Source organism: Pseudomonas glycinae (genome assembly GCF_001594225.2).
GTDB classification, from domain to species: Bacteria; Pseudomonadota; Gammaproteobacteria; order Pseudomonadales; family Pseudomonadaceae; genus Aquipseudomonas; species Aquipseudomonas glycinae.
This window is the reverse complement of record NZ_CP014205.2, coordinates 1,872,949-1,890,537: the sequence shown is the minus strand read 5'-3', so window position 1 is coordinate 1,890,537 and position 17,589 is coordinate 1,872,949. Positions and strand designations below refer to the sequence as shown.

Below are 17,589 nucleotides of genomic sequence, written 5' to 3'. Positions count from 1 at the left end.
TGCCCCTGCGCATCACACCCCACACGTTTTTCGCACCACAGGTAGTTTCCATGACGTTTCCTTCTACAGATCCTTCTAAAAGAACAGGCGGCTGGAGCGCCGTGCTGGCCATGTCGTTGGCCGCGTTCGCTCTGGTCGCTTCCGAGTTCATGCCCGTCAGCCTGCTGACGCCGATTGCGGCGGACCTGCACATCACCGAAGGTCAGGCCGGGCAGGGGATTTCCGTGTCAGGTGCCTTTGCCTTGATCACCAGCTTGTTGATTGCCTCGGTCGCCGCTCGCATCGAACGCAAGAAGCTTCTGCTTTGCCTGACCTTGTTGATGATCGTCTCCGGAACGGTCGTCGCACTCGCCCCGGGCTACCCGTCGTTCATGTTCGGACGTGCGTTGATCGGGATTGCGATTGGTGGTTTCTGGTCGCTGTCGGCGGCGACTGCAATGCGCCTGGTGAAGCCTGAACAAGTTTCCCGTGCGCTAGCCATCGTCAATGGCGGCAACGCCTTGGCCACGGTCATCGCCGCTCCGGCGGGCAGCTTTCTCGGCTCGTTGATCGGCTGGCGCGGTGCATTCTTCTGTGTGGTTCCGGTCGCGGTGCTTGCCGCCGTGTGGCTGCTGATCAGCCTGCCGTCCTTCAAGGCCGAACGCCAGGCAGGTAGCGGCAACGTTCTGCGGTTGATGAGGCAATTGCCAGTGGCTTTGGGCATGGTCGCCGTCAGCGTCTTTTTCATGGGCCAGTTCATGCTGTTCACTTACCTGCGGCCATTTCTCGAAGGGGTCACCGGTGTCAGTGTTTCAACATTGTCTTTGATGCTACTGGGCCTGGGGCTGGCAGGTTTTGTCGGCACCTTTCTGATCGAACGGTTTATGGGCCGCGGCCTCTACCGCACGCTGACCGCCATTCCGCTGATCATGGCGGTGATCGCGCTGGCGTTGGTCAGCTTCGGTAAATCACCGCTGCTGACCGCCGTGTTGCTCGGACTTTGGGGACTGGTCGCCACAGCTGCGCCGGTTGGCTGGTGGACGTGGCTGGCGCAGACGCTCCCGGATGATGCTGAAGCGGGAGGCGGCTTGCTGGTAGCCATCGTTCAACTCGCGATCGCCGGCGGCGCAATCATTGGCGGTCTGGCCTTTGATTTGAGCGGCTACAAAGCCACCTTCGAGCTTAGCGCCGCTGTTCTGGTCGCCGCGTCTGTGCTGGCCTGGCTGGCCGGACGCAATGCCACGCAAATTCATCTTGTCGAGCCGAACGCGACAGCCTGACGAGATCACCTGCAACCGGTTTCGCCTTATGGCTCAAGCATCAAACTGCGCCAAACGATAACGGGCGGCTGAGCCTGCGCATCATCCGGTTGAAGCGCTTGCTGCTCCTCTGGCGAAATCACTTCGGATGATGAGCGCTCAAGCAGTAAAAGCTGTGCAGGTTCTACGGTCGATTCATGAGTCTGCGGCTTGGTCATTTGAGCGAAACAACGACCTTGCCTTTGGCGCGTCCCTGCTCAACGTACTTCAATGCCTCGGCCGTTGATTCAAAGGGGAAGGAACGATCGACCACGGGTTTGATGATCCCGTCCTCCACGAGCGACGTGATGCGTTGCAGTTGAGCGCCATTGGCCCGCATGAACACGAACGCGTAGCTGACATCCTGCTTGCGCGCTTTGCGACGAATGCCAAGGCTCAGCAGGCGCATGACTTGCTGCAATGGCCAGGACAATCCTTGCTCTCGCGCGAACTGCACAGTGGGTGGGCCCGAGATGGAAATGAGTTGGCCGCCGGGCTTCAGGACCTTGAGTGACTTCTCCAGCACGTCGGCGCCGAGGCTGTTCAGCACAACGTCGTAGTCTTGCAGCACTTTTTCGAAGTCCTGCTGTGTGTAGTCGATCACCAGATCGGCCCCCAGCGCCTTGACCCATCCGACATTGGCGGTGCTGGTGGTTGTGGCGACAAACGCACCGAGGTGTTTGGCAAGCTGAATGGCAATGCTGCCGACGCCGCCGGAGCCCGCGTGAATCAGCACTTTCTGGCCCTTTTGCAGCCCGGCGGTTTCAACCAGTACTTGCCAGGCGGTCAGTGCAACCAAGGGCAGGGATGCGGCTTGCGCCATGTCGGTATTGGCTGGTTTCAGGGCGACCGCGTTTTCGTTCACGGCGATCAATTGGGCGAACGTCCCGATTCGCGCTTCGGGCGGGCGAGCGTATACCTCGTCTCCCGGTTTGAAGCGTGTCACCTGCGGGCCGACCTCAACCACAACCCCCGCCAGGTCATTGCCCAATATCAACGGAAAGGCGTAGGGCAGGATCAGCTTGAACTCGCCTTTGCTGATCTTCGAATCCAGCACGTTGACACTGCTCGCATGGACCTCGATCAACACGTCGTGGGCACCGACTGCGGGGGCGGGCGCTTCGCCAATGCGTCCGGGGTTCTTGCCATAGCCATCAATCAGAAATGCTTTCATCGTGGTGCGGCTCTTGCTGGTTGTACGGAGGGTAGTCGGTGGGTTGCGGTGTTGCTGCGTGACGTGATCAAGCATCGAGAAACGCCTGCGCCTTGGCCACAAAGTCGGTGTGATGCTGGAAAATCCCGCCGTGCCCGGCATCCTCATAAATCACCAACTGTGCGTCGGGGATAAGCCTGGCCAGTTCAAACGAGTTAACGCTGGGCACCATGATGTCGTTGTCGCCGTTGACGACCAGCGTCGGTGTGCGCAAGCGCCCAAGCGCTTGCCGCGGTTGTCTGCCCCACGCCGTGATGGCTTTCAATTGCCGCATGAAAGCGCGTGGCGTCGGGCCCTTGTCGCGATTGTTCTTGCGTGCCTTGAGGCGTCTTAAATACTGCGAGGCAGACCGTCGCCCATTGGCCGACGAGGTGAAGAAAAGGTAGAACTTGGGATCGCGCAGGGTCAGCAAGCCTTTGAGGATCAATGGCCATGACACTGTGCCGACCTTGTCGATGCCGATGCCCCCCGCCGGTCCAGTACCGGTCAGAATCAACCGGCGTACCAAGTCAGGCGCCTTGAGGGCAATGTCCTGAGCGACGAAACCTCCGAGGGAAAAACCGAGCACATCCACGGTTTTCAGCCCCAGCGCCCTGATCAGCCGGATGGCATCGTCGGCCATTTCACCCACCGTCAGTGGCGCGGTGCCGCCTGAGTTGCCGATGCCGCGATAGTCGGTGGTGATGACGCGTCTGGTTTGCGCCAGGCCATCGATGATCGCGGGGTCGAAGTTGTCCAGCACCGCGCCCCAATGATTGAACAGTACCAGGGGCACGCCGGTTGCGGGCCCGGTGTCGCGGTAGGCGAAGGGAATGCCGTTGACCGTGATCGACTGGTTCGCCGCGTCGATGAATGACGTTGGCGAACCGGAGCGGGAATTTGTCTGCATTGAACTCATTGTCACTCCGGCAAGCCAGCAGGATTCGATGCAATGCCCTGTGCCTGCATTGAATCCGGCGCGAATGCTCGCTAGCAAAAAATCACTGTGGCGTCTGGTAGCGCTGGGCAACCGCAGACTGACGGATTTGCCCCAGCAGGCCCTGACGTGCGCCCTGCAGGTCATCCCAGCGCTCGGCTTCGTGCAGCGGTGGGATGGTCACAGGTTCGCGACGATCAAAACCGACCAGTGCGGCATCCACCAGATCACCCACTTCCATGATTTCGCTCAGGGTGTTGATGTCGACGCCGGAGCGATCCCAGATTTCCGTGCGGGTGGCGGCGGGTAGCACGGCTTGCACGTAGACGCCCTGAGGCGAGAGTTCCAGGCTCAGGCCCTGGGACAGGAACAGCACGAAGGCCTTGGTCGCACCGTAGACGCTCATGCCGAACTCCGGCGCCAGGCCTACCACCGAACCGATGTTGATGATCGCGCCGTCGCCGGCCTTGACCAGGCGTGGGGCGATGGCGCTGGCAAGCCGTACCAGCGCCGTCGTGTTGAGGGCCACCAGTTGCGCGACGCTGTCGGTGCTTTGGTCGACGAAGTGGCCGGACAGCGCGGCGCCGGCGTTATTGACGAGAATGCCGATACGGGCGTCGTCGCGCAGGCGGCTTTCAACGGTGGTCAGATCGGCGAGTTGGGTCAGGTCTGCCGGGATGACATCGACGGCGACGTCGTGCTCGCTGCGCAGGCGCGCTGCCAGTGTGTCCAGGCGAGCCTGATCGCGGGCGACCAGTACCAGATCGTGGCCACGTCTGGCGAAGCGTTCGGCATAGACGGCGCCAATGCCGGTGGAGGCGCCGGTGATGAGAACAGTAGGGCGAGTGCTCATGGGGTATCTCTTTTTCAGGAGGTGAGAAACAGAACGCGCTCAGCTTGCGCTGACGCTCGATTCAGCCAGCGTCGGGTAGTCGATGTAGCCCGCCGCGCCGCCGCCGTAGAGGGTGGCGGGATTGAACGCGGACAGCGGCGCGCCCTGCTTGAGGCGCTCCACCAGATCCGGGTTGGCAATGAACGGGCGACCGAAGGCGATCAGATCGGCCTGGTCTTCGGCCAGCCGCGCAGTCGCCAGGTCCAGGTCATAGCCGTTGTTGGCGATATAGGTGTTTTTGAAGCGCTGGCGCAGGGCGTCGAAATTGAAGGGGGCTACGTCGCGCGGGCCGCCGGTCGCGCCTTCGACCACGTGCAGGTAAACCACGCCGAGGGCGTCGAGTTGCTCGACGACGTAATCGAATTGCGCCTGCGGATCGCTGCTGGCCACGCCGTTGGCCGGCGACACGGGAGACAGGCGCACACCGGTGCGATCCGCGCCGATCTCATTGACGACCGCCGCTGTCACTTCGAGCAACAGACGCGCACGGTTTTCAATCGAACCGCCGTAAGCGTCGGTGCGCAGATTGGCGTTGTCCCTGAGGAATTGATCCAGCAAATAGCCGTTTGCACCGTGAATTTCCACGCCATCGAACCCGGCGGCGACTGCGTTGGCCGCAGCCTGGCGGAAATCGGAGACGATCCCCGGCAGTTCGCTGGTTTCCAGGGCGCGGGGTTCGGAGACGTCTTCAAAGCGGTTGTTGACGAACACTTTGGTCGCGGCACGCAGCGCAGAAGGGGCCACCGGTGCGGCGCCGTTTTCTTGCAGGTCAACGTGTGAGACGCGGCCGACATGCCACAGCTGCAGGAAGATTTTTCCACCCTTGGCGTGGACGGCATCGGTGACTGTGCGCCAACCGTCTATCTGCGCCTGTGTATAGATCCCGGGGGTGTCCTGATAACCCTGAGCCTGTCGGGAAATCTGCGTCGCTTCACTGATCAGCAGACCGGCGCTGGCGCGTTGGCTGTAATAGGCGGCCGCGTATTCGCTGGGGACAAAGCCCTGGCCTGCGCGGTTGCGTGTCAGCGGTGCAAGAACGACGCGGTTCGACAGCGTGAGACTGCCCAGGGTGTAAGGGGTGAACAGAGTCTGCTTGGTCATCAGATGATTCTTCCGTGCCCGTTGATGGAGATCGGTGGGGGTGTGAAATTAGGATGATGATCGAAATCTAAACTGTCAACTGTTTTGATTATGGCCAACATCTATGTATCATCGGACGCAGGAATTCCCGCTGAACACGAGGTATTGCACGTGAGAGTGACCAAGGCCCAGGCGCAGGCCAATCGAGAACACATCGTTGAAACGGCCTCAGAGCTGTTCCGTGAGCGTGGCTTTGATGGCGTCGGTGTGGCCGATCTCATGGCGGCTGCCGGGTTCACCCATGGAGGCTTCTACAAGCACTTCGGCTCGAAGGCTGACCTGATGGCCGAAGCCTCGGCCTGCAGTCTTGGCAAATCGTTGACCGGCGCCCAGGCGCTCGACGTGCCCGGTTTCATCAACGTCTACGTGAACCGAGAACATCGCGACGGACGCGGCAGCGGTTGCACGATGGCCGCACTGTGTGGCGACGCGGCGCGTCAGTCGGACGATGTGAAGGCAACGTTTGCCGCAGGCATTGAACAGATCCTGCAAACCCTGGCGGAAAAATATCCTGTGGGCACGGATGCCGCAGAGGGCGAGGGGAGAAAGAAAATGATCGACCTGCTGTCGCGGGCGGTCGGCGCGATTGTCCTGTCACGCGCTTGCCCGGATGATTCGGCATTGGCGGACGAAATTCTTGACGTTTGCCGCGCTGAAATGTTTGCTTCATTACCGGTGCTGCCGGTCGATCAAGTGGAAACACCGTAGAAGGGCCGATCCGCCCTTCGCGATGACTTGAACGTCAGCCTGTTATCAGCCGATCAGCCGGCTTTTCGTGACCATGTACTCCGTTGGTCACGATTTGTAAGTCCTCGACAGGGTGAGTAAGCTACGCCCATGAATCAGCCATCCCTATCTTCGCCCGGCCCACGTGGCCCAGTCGATCACGAGATTCGTGATCAGATTGTCGCGGCAGCCAATGAACACTTCAGCCAATACGGCTATGGCAAAACCACGGTTTCCGATCTGGCCAGGGCCATCGGTTTTTCCAAGGCTTACATCTATAAGTTCTTTGATTCCAAGCAGGCGATCGGCGAAGCGATCTGCTCGAATTGTCTGGGCCAAATCGTTGCCGCGGTAGAGCAGGCTGTTAACGCAGAGGGGATTTCGCCGACCGAGCGTTTCCGCCGACTGGTGAAAACCGTGATTGCCACGGGTGTGGACCTGTTCTTCAATGACCGCAAGCTCTACGACATTGCGGCATTTTCCGCGGCGGAGCGCTGGCCCAGCGCCCAAATGTACGAGGAGCAGATCAAGCGTTTTATCTTCGACATCGTGCGTGAAGGGCGAGAGCTCGGAGAGTTCGAGCGCAAGACCCCGCTGGACGAGACCGTCGAGGCGATTCATCTGGCCTTGCGCCCCTTCGTAAACCCGTTGCTGCTGCAGCACAATCTGGATTTTATCGAGGTTGCGCCCACGCTGACCTCCAACCTCATTCTGCGTAGCCTGATGCCCTGACCCAACCCCGATCACCTGTTCAGGTGAGCTGAGCCAGAGCGCGACATCCCCCAACCAGGTTTCCTGTTACCGGCACATGCGTGCCGGTACGGCTTTGATTTTTGCTTAATGTGACCATTGACTGAAATGGTCACTTGGATAGTATGGCTTCGCTGTCGTTCTCGATGTTGTTTTTCAGTGATCCCATAGAGTCCAGATAATGAAAAAAATAATGCTCAAGAATCCCGTCGGCCTGGCGGTCGCGCTGGTGTCCTCCAATGTGTTGGCCGGTGGTTTTGCCCTCAACGAACAAAGCATCAGCGGGATGGGGTCCGGGTTTGCCGGGCGATCTTCATCCGCCGAAGACGCCAGTACGATCTACGGTAACCCGGCAGGCATGGCGCGGCTTAAACGAGAGCAGGTGAGCGTGGGGGCGGCGACGCTGTTCGCCAAATCGGACATCAGCCAGACACGCAGTACGTTTGGGGGGAAGGAAGACGGCGACATGGTGCCCGCCACCACGGTACCGATGGGGTATTACGTGAAACCGATCGATGAGCAATGGGCATTCGGCGTCGGGTTTTATGTGCCTTTCGGGCTGATCACCGACTACGGCAGTGGTTTTGCCGGCCGCTATTACGCCAACAAGAGTGAAGTCACCACGCTGACCTTTCAGCCGACCATCAGCTACGCCTTTAACGAAAAGGTGTCGATCGGATTCGGGCCGACCATCAATCGTATCGGCGGAGAGATATCGGGTATGGTGCCCAACCCACTCAGCCCCGGGCGCAACGACGGCAAACTCAAAAGCACCGGCGATGACACCGCACTGGGCTTCAATATTGGCGTGCTGGTGCAGGCGACCGATCAGACCCGCCTGGGCCTGACGTATCACTCCAAAGTCAGTTACCACCTGGACGCCAAAACCAAGGTCACCGATGGCATCTTCAGCGTGCTGGGCGTCAGCGGCCGTAGCTATGACGCATCGCTGGATGTGGACACGCCGGAGTCGGTGGACTTTTCGCTGACGCATCAATTCAACAACGACTGGACGCTCTATGTGGGCAGCACCTGGACACGCTGGAGCCGCTTCAAGGAACTGACCATTGAGAACAGCGGCTTGCCGCCGTTGCTGAGCGGCCAATTGGGGACGATCAGCGAAGAGCAGAACTGGCATGACACCTGGGCTCACGCGATCGGTGCGGCCTATCGATTGAATAACCAATGGGTGCTGCGTGGCGGGTTTTCGGTCGATCAGTCACCCGCCAACAACACCAATCGGGGGCCGCGCATTCCGACGGGCGACCGTAAGGTTGTCAGCTTCGGCGCCGGCTGGACACCCGTGGACAATGTCACGATCGATCTCGCGTATTCCTATCTTTGGGAGGAAAGCGTCGAGGTCAACGACACCTCGGCAGCGAGGGGGGCCTACCGTGCCAGGTACAAGAACAGTGCCAGCGGGTTCGGTACGTCGGTCAGTTATCGCTTCTAGTTGAGCGCTATCAAGCCAAATGCGGGTCGGGAGTGCGCGAGTCTCCCGACTCTTGAAGCGATCTGAGGTTGCTGCTCAGCGCGCCGCTACAGAACCCGGCTCAACGGGTTGCCATCCTCCACCGAGCGACTTGAATACCGCCACCGCCGCACGGGCCGATTCGGTCCGCGCTTGCGCTCTGGCGTCGGAGGCCTGCAACAGTGTTTCGTCGGCGTGCAGGACATCGATCAGGCTGGCGGTGCCTTTTTCATAGGCGGTGAACGAGGACTGGCGAGCTTGAGTCAGCGCCGCTTCGCCGCCGGTAAGGGTGGTGGTCTGAGTTTGCCGATTCACCAGTGAGGACAGCGCGTTCTCTACATCTTCGGTGGCGCGCAGTACCGACTGGCGATAGGCGGCCAATGCTTCAGATTCCTGGCCTTTGGCCTGATCGATCCGGGCGTTGATGCGTCCGAAGTCGAAAAGCCGCCAGCGCAGACCCAGTACAGCGCTCGACTGGCTCGCGCCGCTGGTGAAAAGATTGCCGCCGGAGACGGCAGTCGCGCTGCCGAGCAAGGCGCTGAGGGAAAATTTCGGGTAGTACTCGGCAATCGCTTCGCCGATACGCGCGTTGGAGGCCGCAAGGCGGCGTTCGGCCACGATCAGATCCGGTCTGCGCCGCAGCAGATCTGCCGGTGTGCCCAGCGCAGTCAGCGACGGCACATCGGGAATCTCGCCCTCAGGTGCCAGTTGTGTGCGGTGAGTGCCGGGAGGCGTGCCGAGCAGCACGTCCATCGCATTCATGGCCGCCTCCAGACCACTTTGCAGTACCGGAACGCTCGCCTGGACTTGCGACAATTCACCCTCGGCCTGGCGCACCTGATACTCCGCGGCCAGCCCCTTGCCGTAAAGCAACTGAACCTTCTCCAGCAATGCGCGGCGGGTGTCGACTTGCCGGTTGGCGATGTCCAGCCGCGCCTGTAATCCGCGCAGGGTGATGTAGATATCGGCCGTTTGCGCAGCGATCGCCAACCTCGTCGCCGTGAAACCGGCTGCTGAGGCCTGATACTCAGCCAGTGCCGCCTCACGCCCGCGGCGCAGTCCGCCGAAGACATCGACTTCCCAGCCCGCCTCAAGATTGGCCTCGTAGGCATTGCCGTAACGGTCATAGCCGGGTGTTGAATTCAAGACTTGGCCCAGTGGTGTCTCTACGGACTGATAAGCGCGTGCCGCCTGTGCGCTGATATTCGCCGAGGGCAGCAGTGCTGCATTGGCGGCCCCCAGGCCGGCCCTGGCCTGGGTGACGCGCGCTGATGCCTGTGCAAGATCCAGATTCTGCTGCAAGGCCTGGTCGATGAGGTTGCTCAGTAGCGGATCGTTAAAGCTTTCCCACCAGGCGGCAAGGCTGTCCGGTGTCGATCCTGATCGCGGTTCGACAGCAGACTGCCCCAGGTAATGATCTGAAAGCGGGGCGTCTGGACGATGGTAATCCGGGCCCACCGCACAACCTGCCATGAGGCTGGCGGTAACCAAAAGAGCAATCGGGCGGAGGGGAGGCATCGTCGTTCCTTTACAATTTTTGTGACCATATTAAATATTGGTCACATCTTGTCAATCAAGGGCGATCGATTTGATTGAACGGGTTATAAATATCATTGTGGCGTCAGTGATAAAACTGAAGCGCCGGACAGTTCATGGTTTGTGACTGTTGACGTTAATGGTCACAAGACTGAGAATATGATGATCATCCTATTTTCAGTAAGGGTACCTATGCGCCGGCTCCGAATTTTTCCCATCGCCGCATGCCTGTTGCCACTCGCCCTGGTGGCGTGCGGTGATGTCACCTCCGTTGCAGACCCGCGCACACAGGCGCCTCTGGTCAGGTTCACCGCCGTTCAGGCTGCGGGCGACGGTTCCCGATCTTTTACGGGGGTGGTGACGGCGCGCATTCAGGGCGACCTGGGTTTTCGCGTATCGGGCAAGGTGCTTGAACGTCTGGTTGACACGGGGCAGACCGTCAAACGCGGGCAGCCGCTGATGCGGCTCGACCCCATTGACTTGGGGTTGCAAGCCCGCGCGCAGCAGGAGTCGGTCATCGCCGCCCGGGCCCGCGCCAGGCAGACAGCCGATGATGAAGCTCGTTATCGCACTCTGGTCAGCGCCGGCGCCATTTCCGCTTCGGCCTACGATCAGATCAAAGCCGCCGCAGACACGGCCAAGGCCCAACTCAGCGCCGCTGAAGCGCAAGCGGACGTTGCCCGCAACGCTTCCGGTTACGCGGTGCTGGTCGCCGATGCCGACGGCGTTGTGGTGGAAACACTCGCCGAACCCGGACAAGTCGTCAGTCCCGGACGACCGGTGGTTCGACTGGCGCGGGCAGGGCAACGCGAGGCCATCGTGCACTTGCCCGAGACGTTGCGTCCCGCAGCAGGATCCACCGCGCAAGCCACGCTCTATGGCGACGCCTCGGGTGCTGTGACCGCGAAACTGAGGTTGCTTTCGGATTCGGCGGACCGCACGACGCGTACGTTCGAGGCCCGCTATGTACTGGAAGGCGCGCTGGCCAATGCGCCGATAGGTTCGACAGTCACCCTCAGAATCGCCGAGGGTTCGACACCCGCCGCATCGTTGCAAGTGCCCATCGCTGCGCTTTACGACGCGGGTCAAGGTCCTGGCGTGTGGGTCATCGCCGGGACACCGCCAACCGTGACCTGGCGTCCGGTTAAAGTGCTGGGTTTGAGCGATGATCTGGCGCGAGTGGCTGGCGAGCTTCGGGTCGGCGAACAGATTGTGGCGCTGGGCGCTCACCTGTTGCGCGAAGGTGAAGCAGTAAGAATGTCCGTGCCTGATGCGGCGACCGTTGCCGGGAGTCGTCCATGAGCGAAGGACGATTCAACCTTTCCGCCATCGCCGTTCGCGAGCGTTCGATCACGGTCTTTCTGATTTTCCTGATCGCCGTTGCCGGCACCCTGGCGTTCTTCCAGCTGGGGCGTGCCGAAGATCCTCCGTTTACGGTCAAGCAGTTGACCGTCATCACGGCGTGGCCGGGGGCGACCGCACAGGAGATGCAGGATCAGGTGGCGGAGCCACTGGAAAAACGCCTGCAAGAACTCAAATGGTACGACCGCTCGGAAACCTATACGCGGCCAGGGCTCGCTTTCACGATGGTCTCGTTGCTCGATAGCACGCCGCCCTCGCAAGTGCAGGAAGAGTTCTATCAGGCGCGTAAAAAACTCGACGATGAAGCAATCAAGTTGCCGGCGGGCGTCATCGGGCCGATGGTCAACGACGAGTATTCGGACGTGACCTTTGCGCTGTTCGCCCTGAAAGCCAAGGGCGAGCCGCAGCGTCTGCTGATCCGCGATGCGGAGTCCATGCGCCAGCGCCTGTTGCATGTGCCGGGGGTGAAGAAGGTCAACATCATCGGCGAACAAGCCGAACGGATATTTGTTTCCTTTTCGCATGACCGGTTGGCCACGTTGGGCTTGTCACCGCAGGACATCTTCGCCGCGCTGAACAGTCAGAACGCACTGACCCCGGCCGGATCAATCGACACCAGCGGGCCACAGGTTTTTCTGCGTCTCGATGGTGCGTTCGACAAACTGCAGAAAATCCGTGACACCCCTGTGGTCGTGCAGGGGCGGACGCTCAAGCTGTCTGATGTGGCGACGGTCGAACGCGGTTATGAAGACCCGGCTACCTTCCTGGTGCGCAATAACGGCGAAGAGGCGTTGTTGCTCGGCGTGGTGATGCGTGAAGGCTGGAACGGTCTTGATCTGGGCAAGGCGCTGGATGCCGAGACCGTCAGGATCAATGAGGAAATGCCCTTGGGTATGACCCTCTCGAAAGTCACCGACCAGGCAGTGAATATCGACTCCGCTGTCGGCGAGTTCATGGTCAAGTTCTTCGTCGCGCTGCTGGTGGTCATGCTCGTCTGCTTTCTGAGCATGGGCTGGCGTGTCGGCGTGGTGGTCGCCGCCGCGGTTCCTTTGACTCTGGCGATCGTGTTTGTGGTGATGGCGGCCACCGGCAAAAATTTTGACCGTATTACCCTCGGGTCATTGATCCTGGCGCTTGGTTTGCTGGTCGACGATGCGATCATCGCCATTGAAATGATGGTGGTGAAAATGGAGGAGGGCTACGATCGCATCAAGGCCTCTGCCTATGCCTGGAGCCACACGGCGGCGCCGATGCTGTCCGGAACCCTGGTGACGGCGATCGGTTTTTTGCCGAACGGTTTTGCTCAGTCCACGGCCGGCGAATACACCAGCAACATGTTCTGGATCGTGGGCATCGCTCTCATCGCTTCGTGGGTCGTGGCAGTGGCGTTCACCCCTTATCTGGGCGTGAAACTGTTGCCGGATATCAAGGCGGTGGAGGGTGGACATGCGGCGATCTACAACACGCCGCGATACAACCGCTTCCGCCGGGTTCTGACCCGGGTCATTGCGCGCAAATGGCTGGTCGCGGGCATGGTCATTGTGCTGTTCTTTGTGGCCGCTGCGGGCATGGGCCTGGTGAAGAAACAGTTCTTCCCGACCTCTGACCGTCCTGAAGTCATGATCGAAGTGCAAATGCCCTACGGCACTTCCATCGAGCAGACCAGCGCCACGGCCGCCAAGGTCGAAGCCTGGCTGCGCCAGCAGGATGAGGCGAAAATCGTCACGGCCTATATCGGCCAGGGTGCACCGCGTTTCTTCCTGGCGATGGCACCGGAACTGCCCGATCCGTCGTTCGCCAAGATCGTTGTACTGACCGACAGTCAGGAAGCACGGGAAACCCTCAAGTTGCGTTTTCGTGACGCGGTGGCTCAAGGGCTCGCCCCGGAGGCGCGTCTCAGGGCAACGCAAATCGTGTTTGGTCCTTACTCGCCGTTTCCGGTGGCCTACCGGGTGATGGGGCCTGATCCGGCCAAGTTGCGCGTGATCGCCGAGCAGGTGCGGGGTGTGATGCAGGACAGCCCGATGATGAGAACCGTGAACACTGATTGGGGGCCGCTGACTCCGTCGTTGCATTTCAACCTGGATCAGGATCGTCTACAGGCAGTGGGGCTGACATCGACTGCGGTTGCACAGCAATTGCAGTTCCTGCTCAGCGGAGTACCGATTACAGCGGTGCGTGAAGATATTCGTTCCGTGCAGGTCATGGGGCGGGCAGCGGGCGATGTCCGGCTCGATCCACAGCAAATCGAAGGCTTCACCTTGGTCGGTGCCTCGGGGCAGCGAATCCCGTTGTCGCAGATCGGCGAGGTCGATGTGCGCATGGAGGATCCGATCCTGCGCCGGCGTGATCGCACCCCGACCATCACCGTGCGCGGCGACATTGCCGAAGACTTGCAGCCACCGGATGTTTCCAGTGCGCTGCTGAAGCAATTGCAGCCGATCATCGACAAGCTGCCTTCCGGTTACCGGATCGAGCAGGCGGGTGCGATCGAAGAGTCCGGCAAGGCTGGCAAGGCGATCCTGCCGTTGTTGCCGATCATGATCGCCATGACCCTGGTCATCATCATTGTGCAGGTCCGTTCGATCTCGGCGATGATCATGGTGTTCCTCACCTCGCCGTTAGGCTTGATTGGCGTGGTGCCGACACTGCTGATCTTCAATCAGCCGTTTGGCATCAATGCGCTGGTCGGGTTGATTGCGCTGTCGGGGATCCTGATGCGCAATACGCTGATTCTGATCGGGCAGATTCATCACAACGCTCAAGAAGGGCTGGATCCGTTTCACGCTGTCGTCGAAGCCACGGTGCAACGTGCGCGACCGGTACTGTTGACGGCCCTGGCGGCGATCCTGGCGTTCATTCCCCTGACACACTCGGTGTTCTGGGGGACGCTGGCCTATACCCTGATTGGCGGCACGCTCGTCGGCACCATCATGACGCTGGTGTTCCTGCCTGCGATGTACTCGATCTGGTTCAAAATCGGTCCTGACGCCAGGCCGCCGGCTGCAACAGTCAAACCGGAGTAGCCATCAGTGCTGAAAATCGAGGCCTGATCGCGGAAACGACAAAGCCCTGAATAATCAGGGCTTTGTCGTATATAAAGATGGCTTCCAGCCTCACCACCCGGCGCCGCGCGGATAGTCAATGTGCGCCGAATCGTTCTCGACCGTTCCGATCCCGGTCCGGCGTGGCCTGTGCTTTCGAAAAACTGGATGGTAGCTGAGTCAGTAGAGTAGAGCCTTCAATGAGTTGGGCGGGGCCGGGCACACACCCTGCATTCACCGGTTCACCTGGCAGATCGACGCAGACATTCATGTGCTGTGAGCGCCTGCCGCCTTCGTTGGGCTCTCAAGAGCGGCCCTGAGTGATTACTGGTCGACCCAGGTGCTTTTCATAATGACGAAGAAAGTGTTGCCACTCCGGTTCGCTCCAATAGGAATGGCGCCTGAGTTGCAAAATGTCGTGCCGAGCTGCCTGCAATGAGCTGATTCGCCCATGGGACTTCTCGAGATCGAGCAGCGCAAGCTCGAACTCGGGATCGCTCGACGAATTGCGAACTTTGATAAAAATGTGCTTTGAGCGCATGCAGCCATGTTGCCAGCGGCCGAGATGCATTCGTGCCATTAACGACGCGAGTATTTCAAGCACATTGTCCAGTTGCTTGGGCGTGTATTGGTTTTTTGCGCCTTCGTTGTACCAGGATTCCAAATCCTGGAAACCGTTCAAGTCTTTGGTGACCAAGATGCCGTGCCAGACCCCTTTGATTTTTTGCGCACCGTAGTAAACCGGTTGAGGGGCGTTGACCCCAAGATGGAGTAACTTTGTGAGCGCGCGGCCTTCACGCAAGGTGGTGGGGCGCCCCAGAGGATATCTCAGGCTGCGAAACAAATGACCCGTCTGACGCTTAACGTACACGGTCGCACCGTCATGCAGAACTCGCTGCACTCCGCTTGTGCCACTCCTGCGAACGTTGGGTTCTTCTACCCAAGGGCCTGATGTATTCCACCAATAGGAAAAAATTTGGTCGGTTTGGCTCATCGCGCACTCCATTCTTGTGTTGTTATCAGCTGCGCCATCGGCCTTTTTGCTGGCTGGCATCATGCCGTAATTCAAACAGACGTTTCAATATTGGGCTAGTTCCTTTGATGACGCGCTTATCCATTATTGAGCGGGAGCTACGGTTCAAAGGCAGTCGTGGGAGATGAAATGGTTTCGGCCAGGACAGTCGTCCGCAGGGGGCAGCATTCGGCTGATAGCTATCAGTCAGATGCCATGATCACGGCCAGGGTCATCTTGATGAATTCCCGTATTACATGAAGAGTGTTTTATGTTCGGCAGAACGCTGGAGAAGGCAGTGAAAGTTGCGGTTTGTGGAAAACATCCTGATGTCATCAGAATTTCTGGAACGCCAGAAACGACAAAGCCCTGAATAATCAGGGCTTTGTCGTACATAAGATGGCGGAGGCGATGGGATTCGAACTCATGGACCTGTTACAGTCGACGGTTTTCAAGACCGTTGCCTTAAACCACTCGGCCACACCTCCGTTGCGTTGCGGGCGCCATAATACCTGAATGAAACACACTGTCAAACTCTGTGCATGGCTTGTTACAGAGCGTCTGTTATGATCTTTGCGACTGAACGTTTCAAACCAACAGGAGTGTCGCCATGCGCGAACAGGATTACGCAGTTCACAACAGCGTGCAGGCTGAGCAGCTAGAGGTTAGCCGCGTCCTGCGCAACACTTACGGTCTACTGGCGCTCACCCTCGCATTCAGCGGTGTGATGGCGTTCGTGGCCCAGCAGATGCGGGTCGGCTACCCGAACATTTTCGTGGTACTGATCGGTTTTTACGGTCTGTTCTTCCTCACCAACAAGCTTCGTGACTCTGCCTGGGGCCTGGTGTCGGCGTTTGCCCTGACCGGTTTCATGGGTTTCCTGCTCGGCCCGATCCTCAACCGTTACCTGGGCATGCAGGGCGGCGCTGAAGTGGTCAGCTCCGCGTTCGCGATGACCGCACTGGTGTTCGGTGGCCTGTCGGCCTACGTGCTGATCACCCGTAAGGACATGAGCTTCCTCGGTGGCTTCATCACCGCCGGTTTCTTCGTCCTGCTGGGCGCGACGCTGGCGAGCATGTTCTTCCAGATCAGCGGCCTGCAACTGGCGATCAGCGCAGGTTTTGTGCTGTTCTCGTCGGTCTGCATCCTGTTCCAGACCAGCGCCATCATCCACGGCGGCGAGCGCAACTACATCATGGCGACCATCAGCCTGTATGTATCGATCTACAACCTGTTCGTCAGCCTGTTGCAGATCTTCGGCATCATGAGCCGCGACGACTGATCGCTGCACCGCTATAAACAGAAAACCCGCGAAAGCGGGTTTTTTGTTGCCTGCGAAAACGCAAGCAGGCGCTCAATTGATCTCGATGCTGCCATCAGCCTGTTGCTTGTAGATCGTGTAGGGCAGCAGCAACGTATCGAGCACTCCCGACACGGCCGCGTCCACCAGCAGACCCGGTGTAGCGTTCTTGTAGTTGAACGCATCGACGTCATCCGGCTTTTCGGCGTGCAGCATGCAGAAGTCGTACGTCACGCCACTGTAGATGCGCGGTACAGCGCCGCAGTAGGATTTTTTAGCCTTCAACTGGTCGGTGGAAAACTTATCGCTGAACGCCACGGTCTGCACCGTCCCGCACCCGGCCAGCATCAACACAGCCAGCATCATTGCCTGAATTTTCATACCGCCAATCCTTCGCCGGAAAAGACTCAAACTACGCCGCTCAGGCCATCGGTGGCAATCGACGTTTCACCGGGGTCTTCTTGACGATCGCGGTATTGGTTTCCGCCAGCGTATTCAGCCGATCAAGCAGGGTGTCCAACTGTTCCATCGAGCGCACATGCAAACGGGCAATGAAGCAATCCTCGCCGGTCACCTTGTCGCACTCGGTGAACTCGGGAATCGACAGAATCTGCCGCTCGACCTCCTGCAACTGCCCCGGTAATGGCCGCACCCGGACAATCGCCTGCAACTGATAACCGAAGCATTTCGGGTCAATTTCAACGGTGTAACCCTTGAGCACACCGCGTTCCTCCAGCCGCCGCAGGCGCTCGGCCACGCTCGGCGATGACAACCCGCTGATTTGCGCCAGGGCCTTGAGCGAGCGCCGCGAATCCTCCATCAGGGCCCCGATCAGGATCTGGTCGATATCGTCGGTCATACAAGAAACTCCCGCATTAGGCGAATGGCACAAACTACCCTTGATAAAAAAGGCAGAAACCGAGTTTAGCCTGCTTTTTCCGCTGGAGAGG

Annotated in this window: 15 protein-coding genes and 1 tRNA gene; 7 read left to right on the top strand and 9 right to left on the bottom strand. The window is 59.5% G+C overall.

The annotated features are described in order from the left end of the window. Positions 1 to 50: 50 nt before the first annotated feature. On the top strand, positions 51 to 1,259 hold the full coding sequence (locus tag AWU82_RS08395; RefSeq protein ID WP_064381859.1) for an MFS transporter: 1,209 nt from the start codon (positions 51 to 53) through the stop codon (positions 1,257 to 1,259). Between the two features lie 193 nt (positions 1,260 to 1,452). Here AWU82_RS08395 and AWU82_RS08390 read toward each other — a convergent pair whose 3' ends face one another. The 4 genes from AWU82_RS08390 to AWU82_RS08375 all read right to left on the bottom strand — a co-directional run bounded on the left by AWU82_RS08390 (position 1,453) and on the right by AWU82_RS08375 (position 5,399). After that, a complete protein-coding gene (locus tag AWU82_RS08390; RefSeq protein WP_064381858.1) occupies positions 1,453 to 2,451 on the bottom strand; it encodes an NADP-dependent oxidoreductase in 999 nt (332 codons plus the stop codon). 67 nt (positions 2,452 to 2,518) lie between these two features. Next, entirely contained in the window at positions 2,519 to 3,388 is an 870-nt protein-coding gene (locus AWU82_RS08385) for an alpha/beta fold hydrolase (RefSeq protein WP_064381857.1), read from the bottom strand. 82 nt (positions 3,389 to 3,470) lie between these two features. Beyond that, positions 3,471 to 4,259: an SDR family NAD(P)-dependent oxidoreductase gene (locus AWU82_RS08380; RefSeq protein ID WP_064381856.1), complete on the bottom strand. Its 789-nt coding sequence runs from the start codon at positions 4,257 to 4,259 to the stop codon at positions 3,471 to 3,473. Positions 4,260 to 4,298: 39 nt separating this feature from the next. Further along, positions 4,299 to 5,399 carry an alkene reductase gene (locus AWU82_RS08375; RefSeq protein ID WP_064381855.1) on the bottom strand — a complete coding sequence of 367 codons (1,101 nt, stop codon included), beginning with the start codon at positions 5,397 to 5,399 and terminating at the stop codon, positions 4,299 to 4,301. 150 nt (positions 5,400 to 5,549) lie between these two features. Between AWU82_RS08375 and AWU82_RS08370 the strand changes: the two genes are divergently transcribed. The 3 genes from AWU82_RS08370 (at position 5,550) to AWU82_RS08360 (ending at position 8,367) form a co-directional block, all read left to right on the top strand. Beyond that, on the top strand, positions 5,550 to 6,146 hold the full coding sequence (locus AWU82_RS08370; protein WP_170928926.1) for a TetR/AcrR family transcriptional regulator: 597 nt from the start codon (positions 5,550 to 5,552) through the stop codon (positions 6,144 to 6,146). A gap of 129 nt (positions 6,147 to 6,275) precedes the next feature. Beyond that, positions 6,276 to 6,896, top strand: a complete 621-nt coding sequence (locus AWU82_RS08365) for a TetR/AcrR family transcriptional regulator (RefSeq protein ID WP_064381853.1) — start codon at positions 6,276 to 6,278, stop codon at positions 6,894 to 6,896. 199 nt (positions 6,897 to 7,095) lie between these two features. Beyond that, positions 7,096 to 8,367: an OmpP1/FadL family transporter gene (locus tag AWU82_RS08360; RefSeq protein WP_064381852.1), complete on the top strand. Its 1,272-nt coding sequence runs from the start codon at positions 7,096 to 7,098 to the stop codon at positions 8,365 to 8,367. Between the two features lie 75 nt (positions 8,368 to 8,442). On the opposite strand, the gene AWU82_RS08355 is transcribed toward AWU82_RS08360, so the two are convergent. After that, the gene (locus AWU82_RS08355) at positions 8,443 to 9,903 is read right to left on the bottom strand and encodes an efflux transporter outer membrane subunit (RefSeq protein ID WP_064381851.1); all 1,461 of its coding nucleotides are present in this window, start codon (positions 9,901 to 9,903) and stop codon (positions 8,443 to 8,445) included. A 210-nt stretch (positions 9,904 to 10,113) separates the two neighbouring features. Here AWU82_RS08355 and AWU82_RS08350 point away from each other — a divergent pair, with 210 nt between their 5' ends. Both AWU82_RS08350 and AWU82_RS08345 read left to right on the top strand, forming a co-directional pair. Beyond that, complete coding sequence (locus AWU82_RS08350; RefSeq protein ID WP_064381850.1) at positions 10,114 to 11,223, top strand: efflux RND transporter periplasmic adaptor subunit; 1,110 nt, start codon at positions 10,114 to 10,116, stop codon at positions 11,221 to 11,223. Then, positions 11,220 to 14,309 (top strand): efflux RND transporter permease subunit, encoded by a 3,090-nt coding sequence (locus AWU82_RS08345; RefSeq protein WP_064381849.1) that lies wholly within the window; start codon positions 11,220 to 11,222, stop codon positions 14,307 to 14,309. The genes AWU82_RS08350 and AWU82_RS08345 overlap by 4 nt, the downstream gene beginning before the upstream one ends. Positions 14,310 to 14,631: 322 nt before the next feature. On the opposite strand, the gene AWU82_RS08340 is transcribed toward AWU82_RS08345, so the two are convergent. Both AWU82_RS08340 and AWU82_RS08335 read right to left on the bottom strand, forming a co-directional pair. Beyond that, positions 14,632 to 15,321 carry a lipopolysaccharide kinase InaA family protein gene (locus tag AWU82_RS08340; protein ID WP_084776971.1) on the bottom strand — a complete coding sequence of 230 codons (690 nt, stop codon included), beginning with the start codon at positions 15,319 to 15,321 and terminating at the stop codon, positions 14,632 to 14,634. Positions 15,322 to 15,739: 418 nt separating this feature from the next. Continuing rightward, positions 15,740 to 15,827 (bottom strand) — tRNA-Ser (locus tag AWU82_RS08335). A 122-nt stretch (positions 15,828 to 15,949) separates the two neighbouring features. On the opposite strand from AWU82_RS08335, the gene AWU82_RS08330 reads away from it, so the two are divergent. Next, entirely contained in the window at positions 15,950 to 16,621 is a 672-nt protein-coding gene (locus tag AWU82_RS08330) for a Bax inhibitor-1/YccA family protein (protein ID WP_007955123.1), read from the top strand. Positions 16,622 to 16,693: 72 nt separating this feature from the next. Here the strand turns inward: AWU82_RS08330 and AWU82_RS08325 are convergent, their stop codons facing one another. Both AWU82_RS08325 and AWU82_RS08320 read right to left on the bottom strand, forming a co-directional pair. After that, complete coding sequence (locus tag AWU82_RS08325; RefSeq protein WP_064381848.1) at positions 16,694 to 17,020, bottom strand: YceK/YidQ family lipoprotein; 327 nt, start codon at positions 17,018 to 17,020, stop codon at positions 16,694 to 16,696. 40 nt (positions 17,021 to 17,060) lie between these two features. After that, the gene (locus tag AWU82_RS08320) at positions 17,061 to 17,498 is read right to left on the bottom strand and encodes an Lrp/AsnC family transcriptional regulator (protein WP_064381847.1); all 438 of its coding nucleotides are present in this window, start codon (positions 17,496 to 17,498) and stop codon (positions 17,061 to 17,063) included. Positions 17,499 to 17,589 lie beyond the last annotated feature (91 nt).

What these genes read in the sequence shown, in the direction of transcription:
- AWU82_RS08385 (WP_064381857.1), bottom strand. Translation starts at nt 3,388, where the DNA reads ATGAGTTCAATGCAGACAAATTCCCGCTCCGGTTCGCCAACGTCATTC.
- AWU82_RS08355 (WP_064381851.1), bottom strand. Translation starts at nt 9,903, where the DNA reads ATGCCTCCCCTCCGCCCGATTGCTCTTTTGGTTACCGCCAGCCTCATG.
- AWU82_RS08350 (WP_064381850.1), top strand. Translation starts at nt 10,114, where the DNA reads ATGCGCCGGCTCCGAATTTTTCCCATCGCCGCATGCCTGTTGCCACTC.
- AWU82_RS08390 (WP_064381858.1), bottom strand. Translation starts at nt 2,451, where the DNA reads ATGAAAGCATTTCTGATTGATGGCTATGGCAAGAACCCCGGACGCATT.
- AWU82_RS08340 (WP_084776971.1), bottom strand. Translation starts at nt 15,321, where the DNA reads ATGAGCCAAACCGACCAAATTTTTTCCTATTGGTGGAATACATCAGGC.
- AWU82_RS08325 (WP_064381848.1), bottom strand. Translation starts at nt 17,020, where the DNA reads ATGAAAATTCAGGCAATGATGCTGGCTGTGTTGATGCTGGCCGGGTGC.
- AWU82_RS08375 (WP_064381855.1), bottom strand. Translation starts at nt 5,399, where the DNA reads ATGACCAAGCAGACTCTGTTCACCCCTTACACCCTGGGCAGTCTCACG.
- AWU82_RS08365 (WP_064381853.1), top strand. Translation starts at nt 6,276, where the DNA reads ATGAATCAGCCATCCCTATCTTCGCCCGGCCCACGTGGCCCAGTCGAT.
- AWU82_RS08330 (WP_007955123.1), top strand. Translation starts at nt 15,950, where the DNA reads ATGCGCGAACAGGATTACGCAGTTCACAACAGCGTGCAGGCTGAGCAG.
- AWU82_RS08395 (WP_064381859.1), top strand. Translation starts at nt 51, where the DNA reads ATGACGTTTCCTTCTACAGATCCTTCTAAAAGAACAGGCGGCTGGAGC.
- AWU82_RS08360 (WP_064381852.1), top strand. Translation starts at nt 7,096, where the DNA reads ATGAAAAAAATAATGCTCAAGAATCCCGTCGGCCTGGCGGTCGCGCTG.
- AWU82_RS08320 (WP_064381847.1), bottom strand. Translation starts at nt 17,498, where the DNA reads ATGACCGACGATATCGACCAGATCCTGATCGGGGCCCTGATGGAGGAT.
- AWU82_RS08380 (WP_064381856.1), bottom strand. Translation starts at nt 4,259, where the DNA reads ATGAGCACTCGCCCTACTGTTCTCATCACCGGCGCCTCCACCGGCATT.
- AWU82_RS08345 (WP_064381849.1), top strand. Translation starts at nt 11,220, where the DNA reads ATGAGCGAAGGACGATTCAACCTTTCCGCCATCGCCGTTCGCGAGCGT.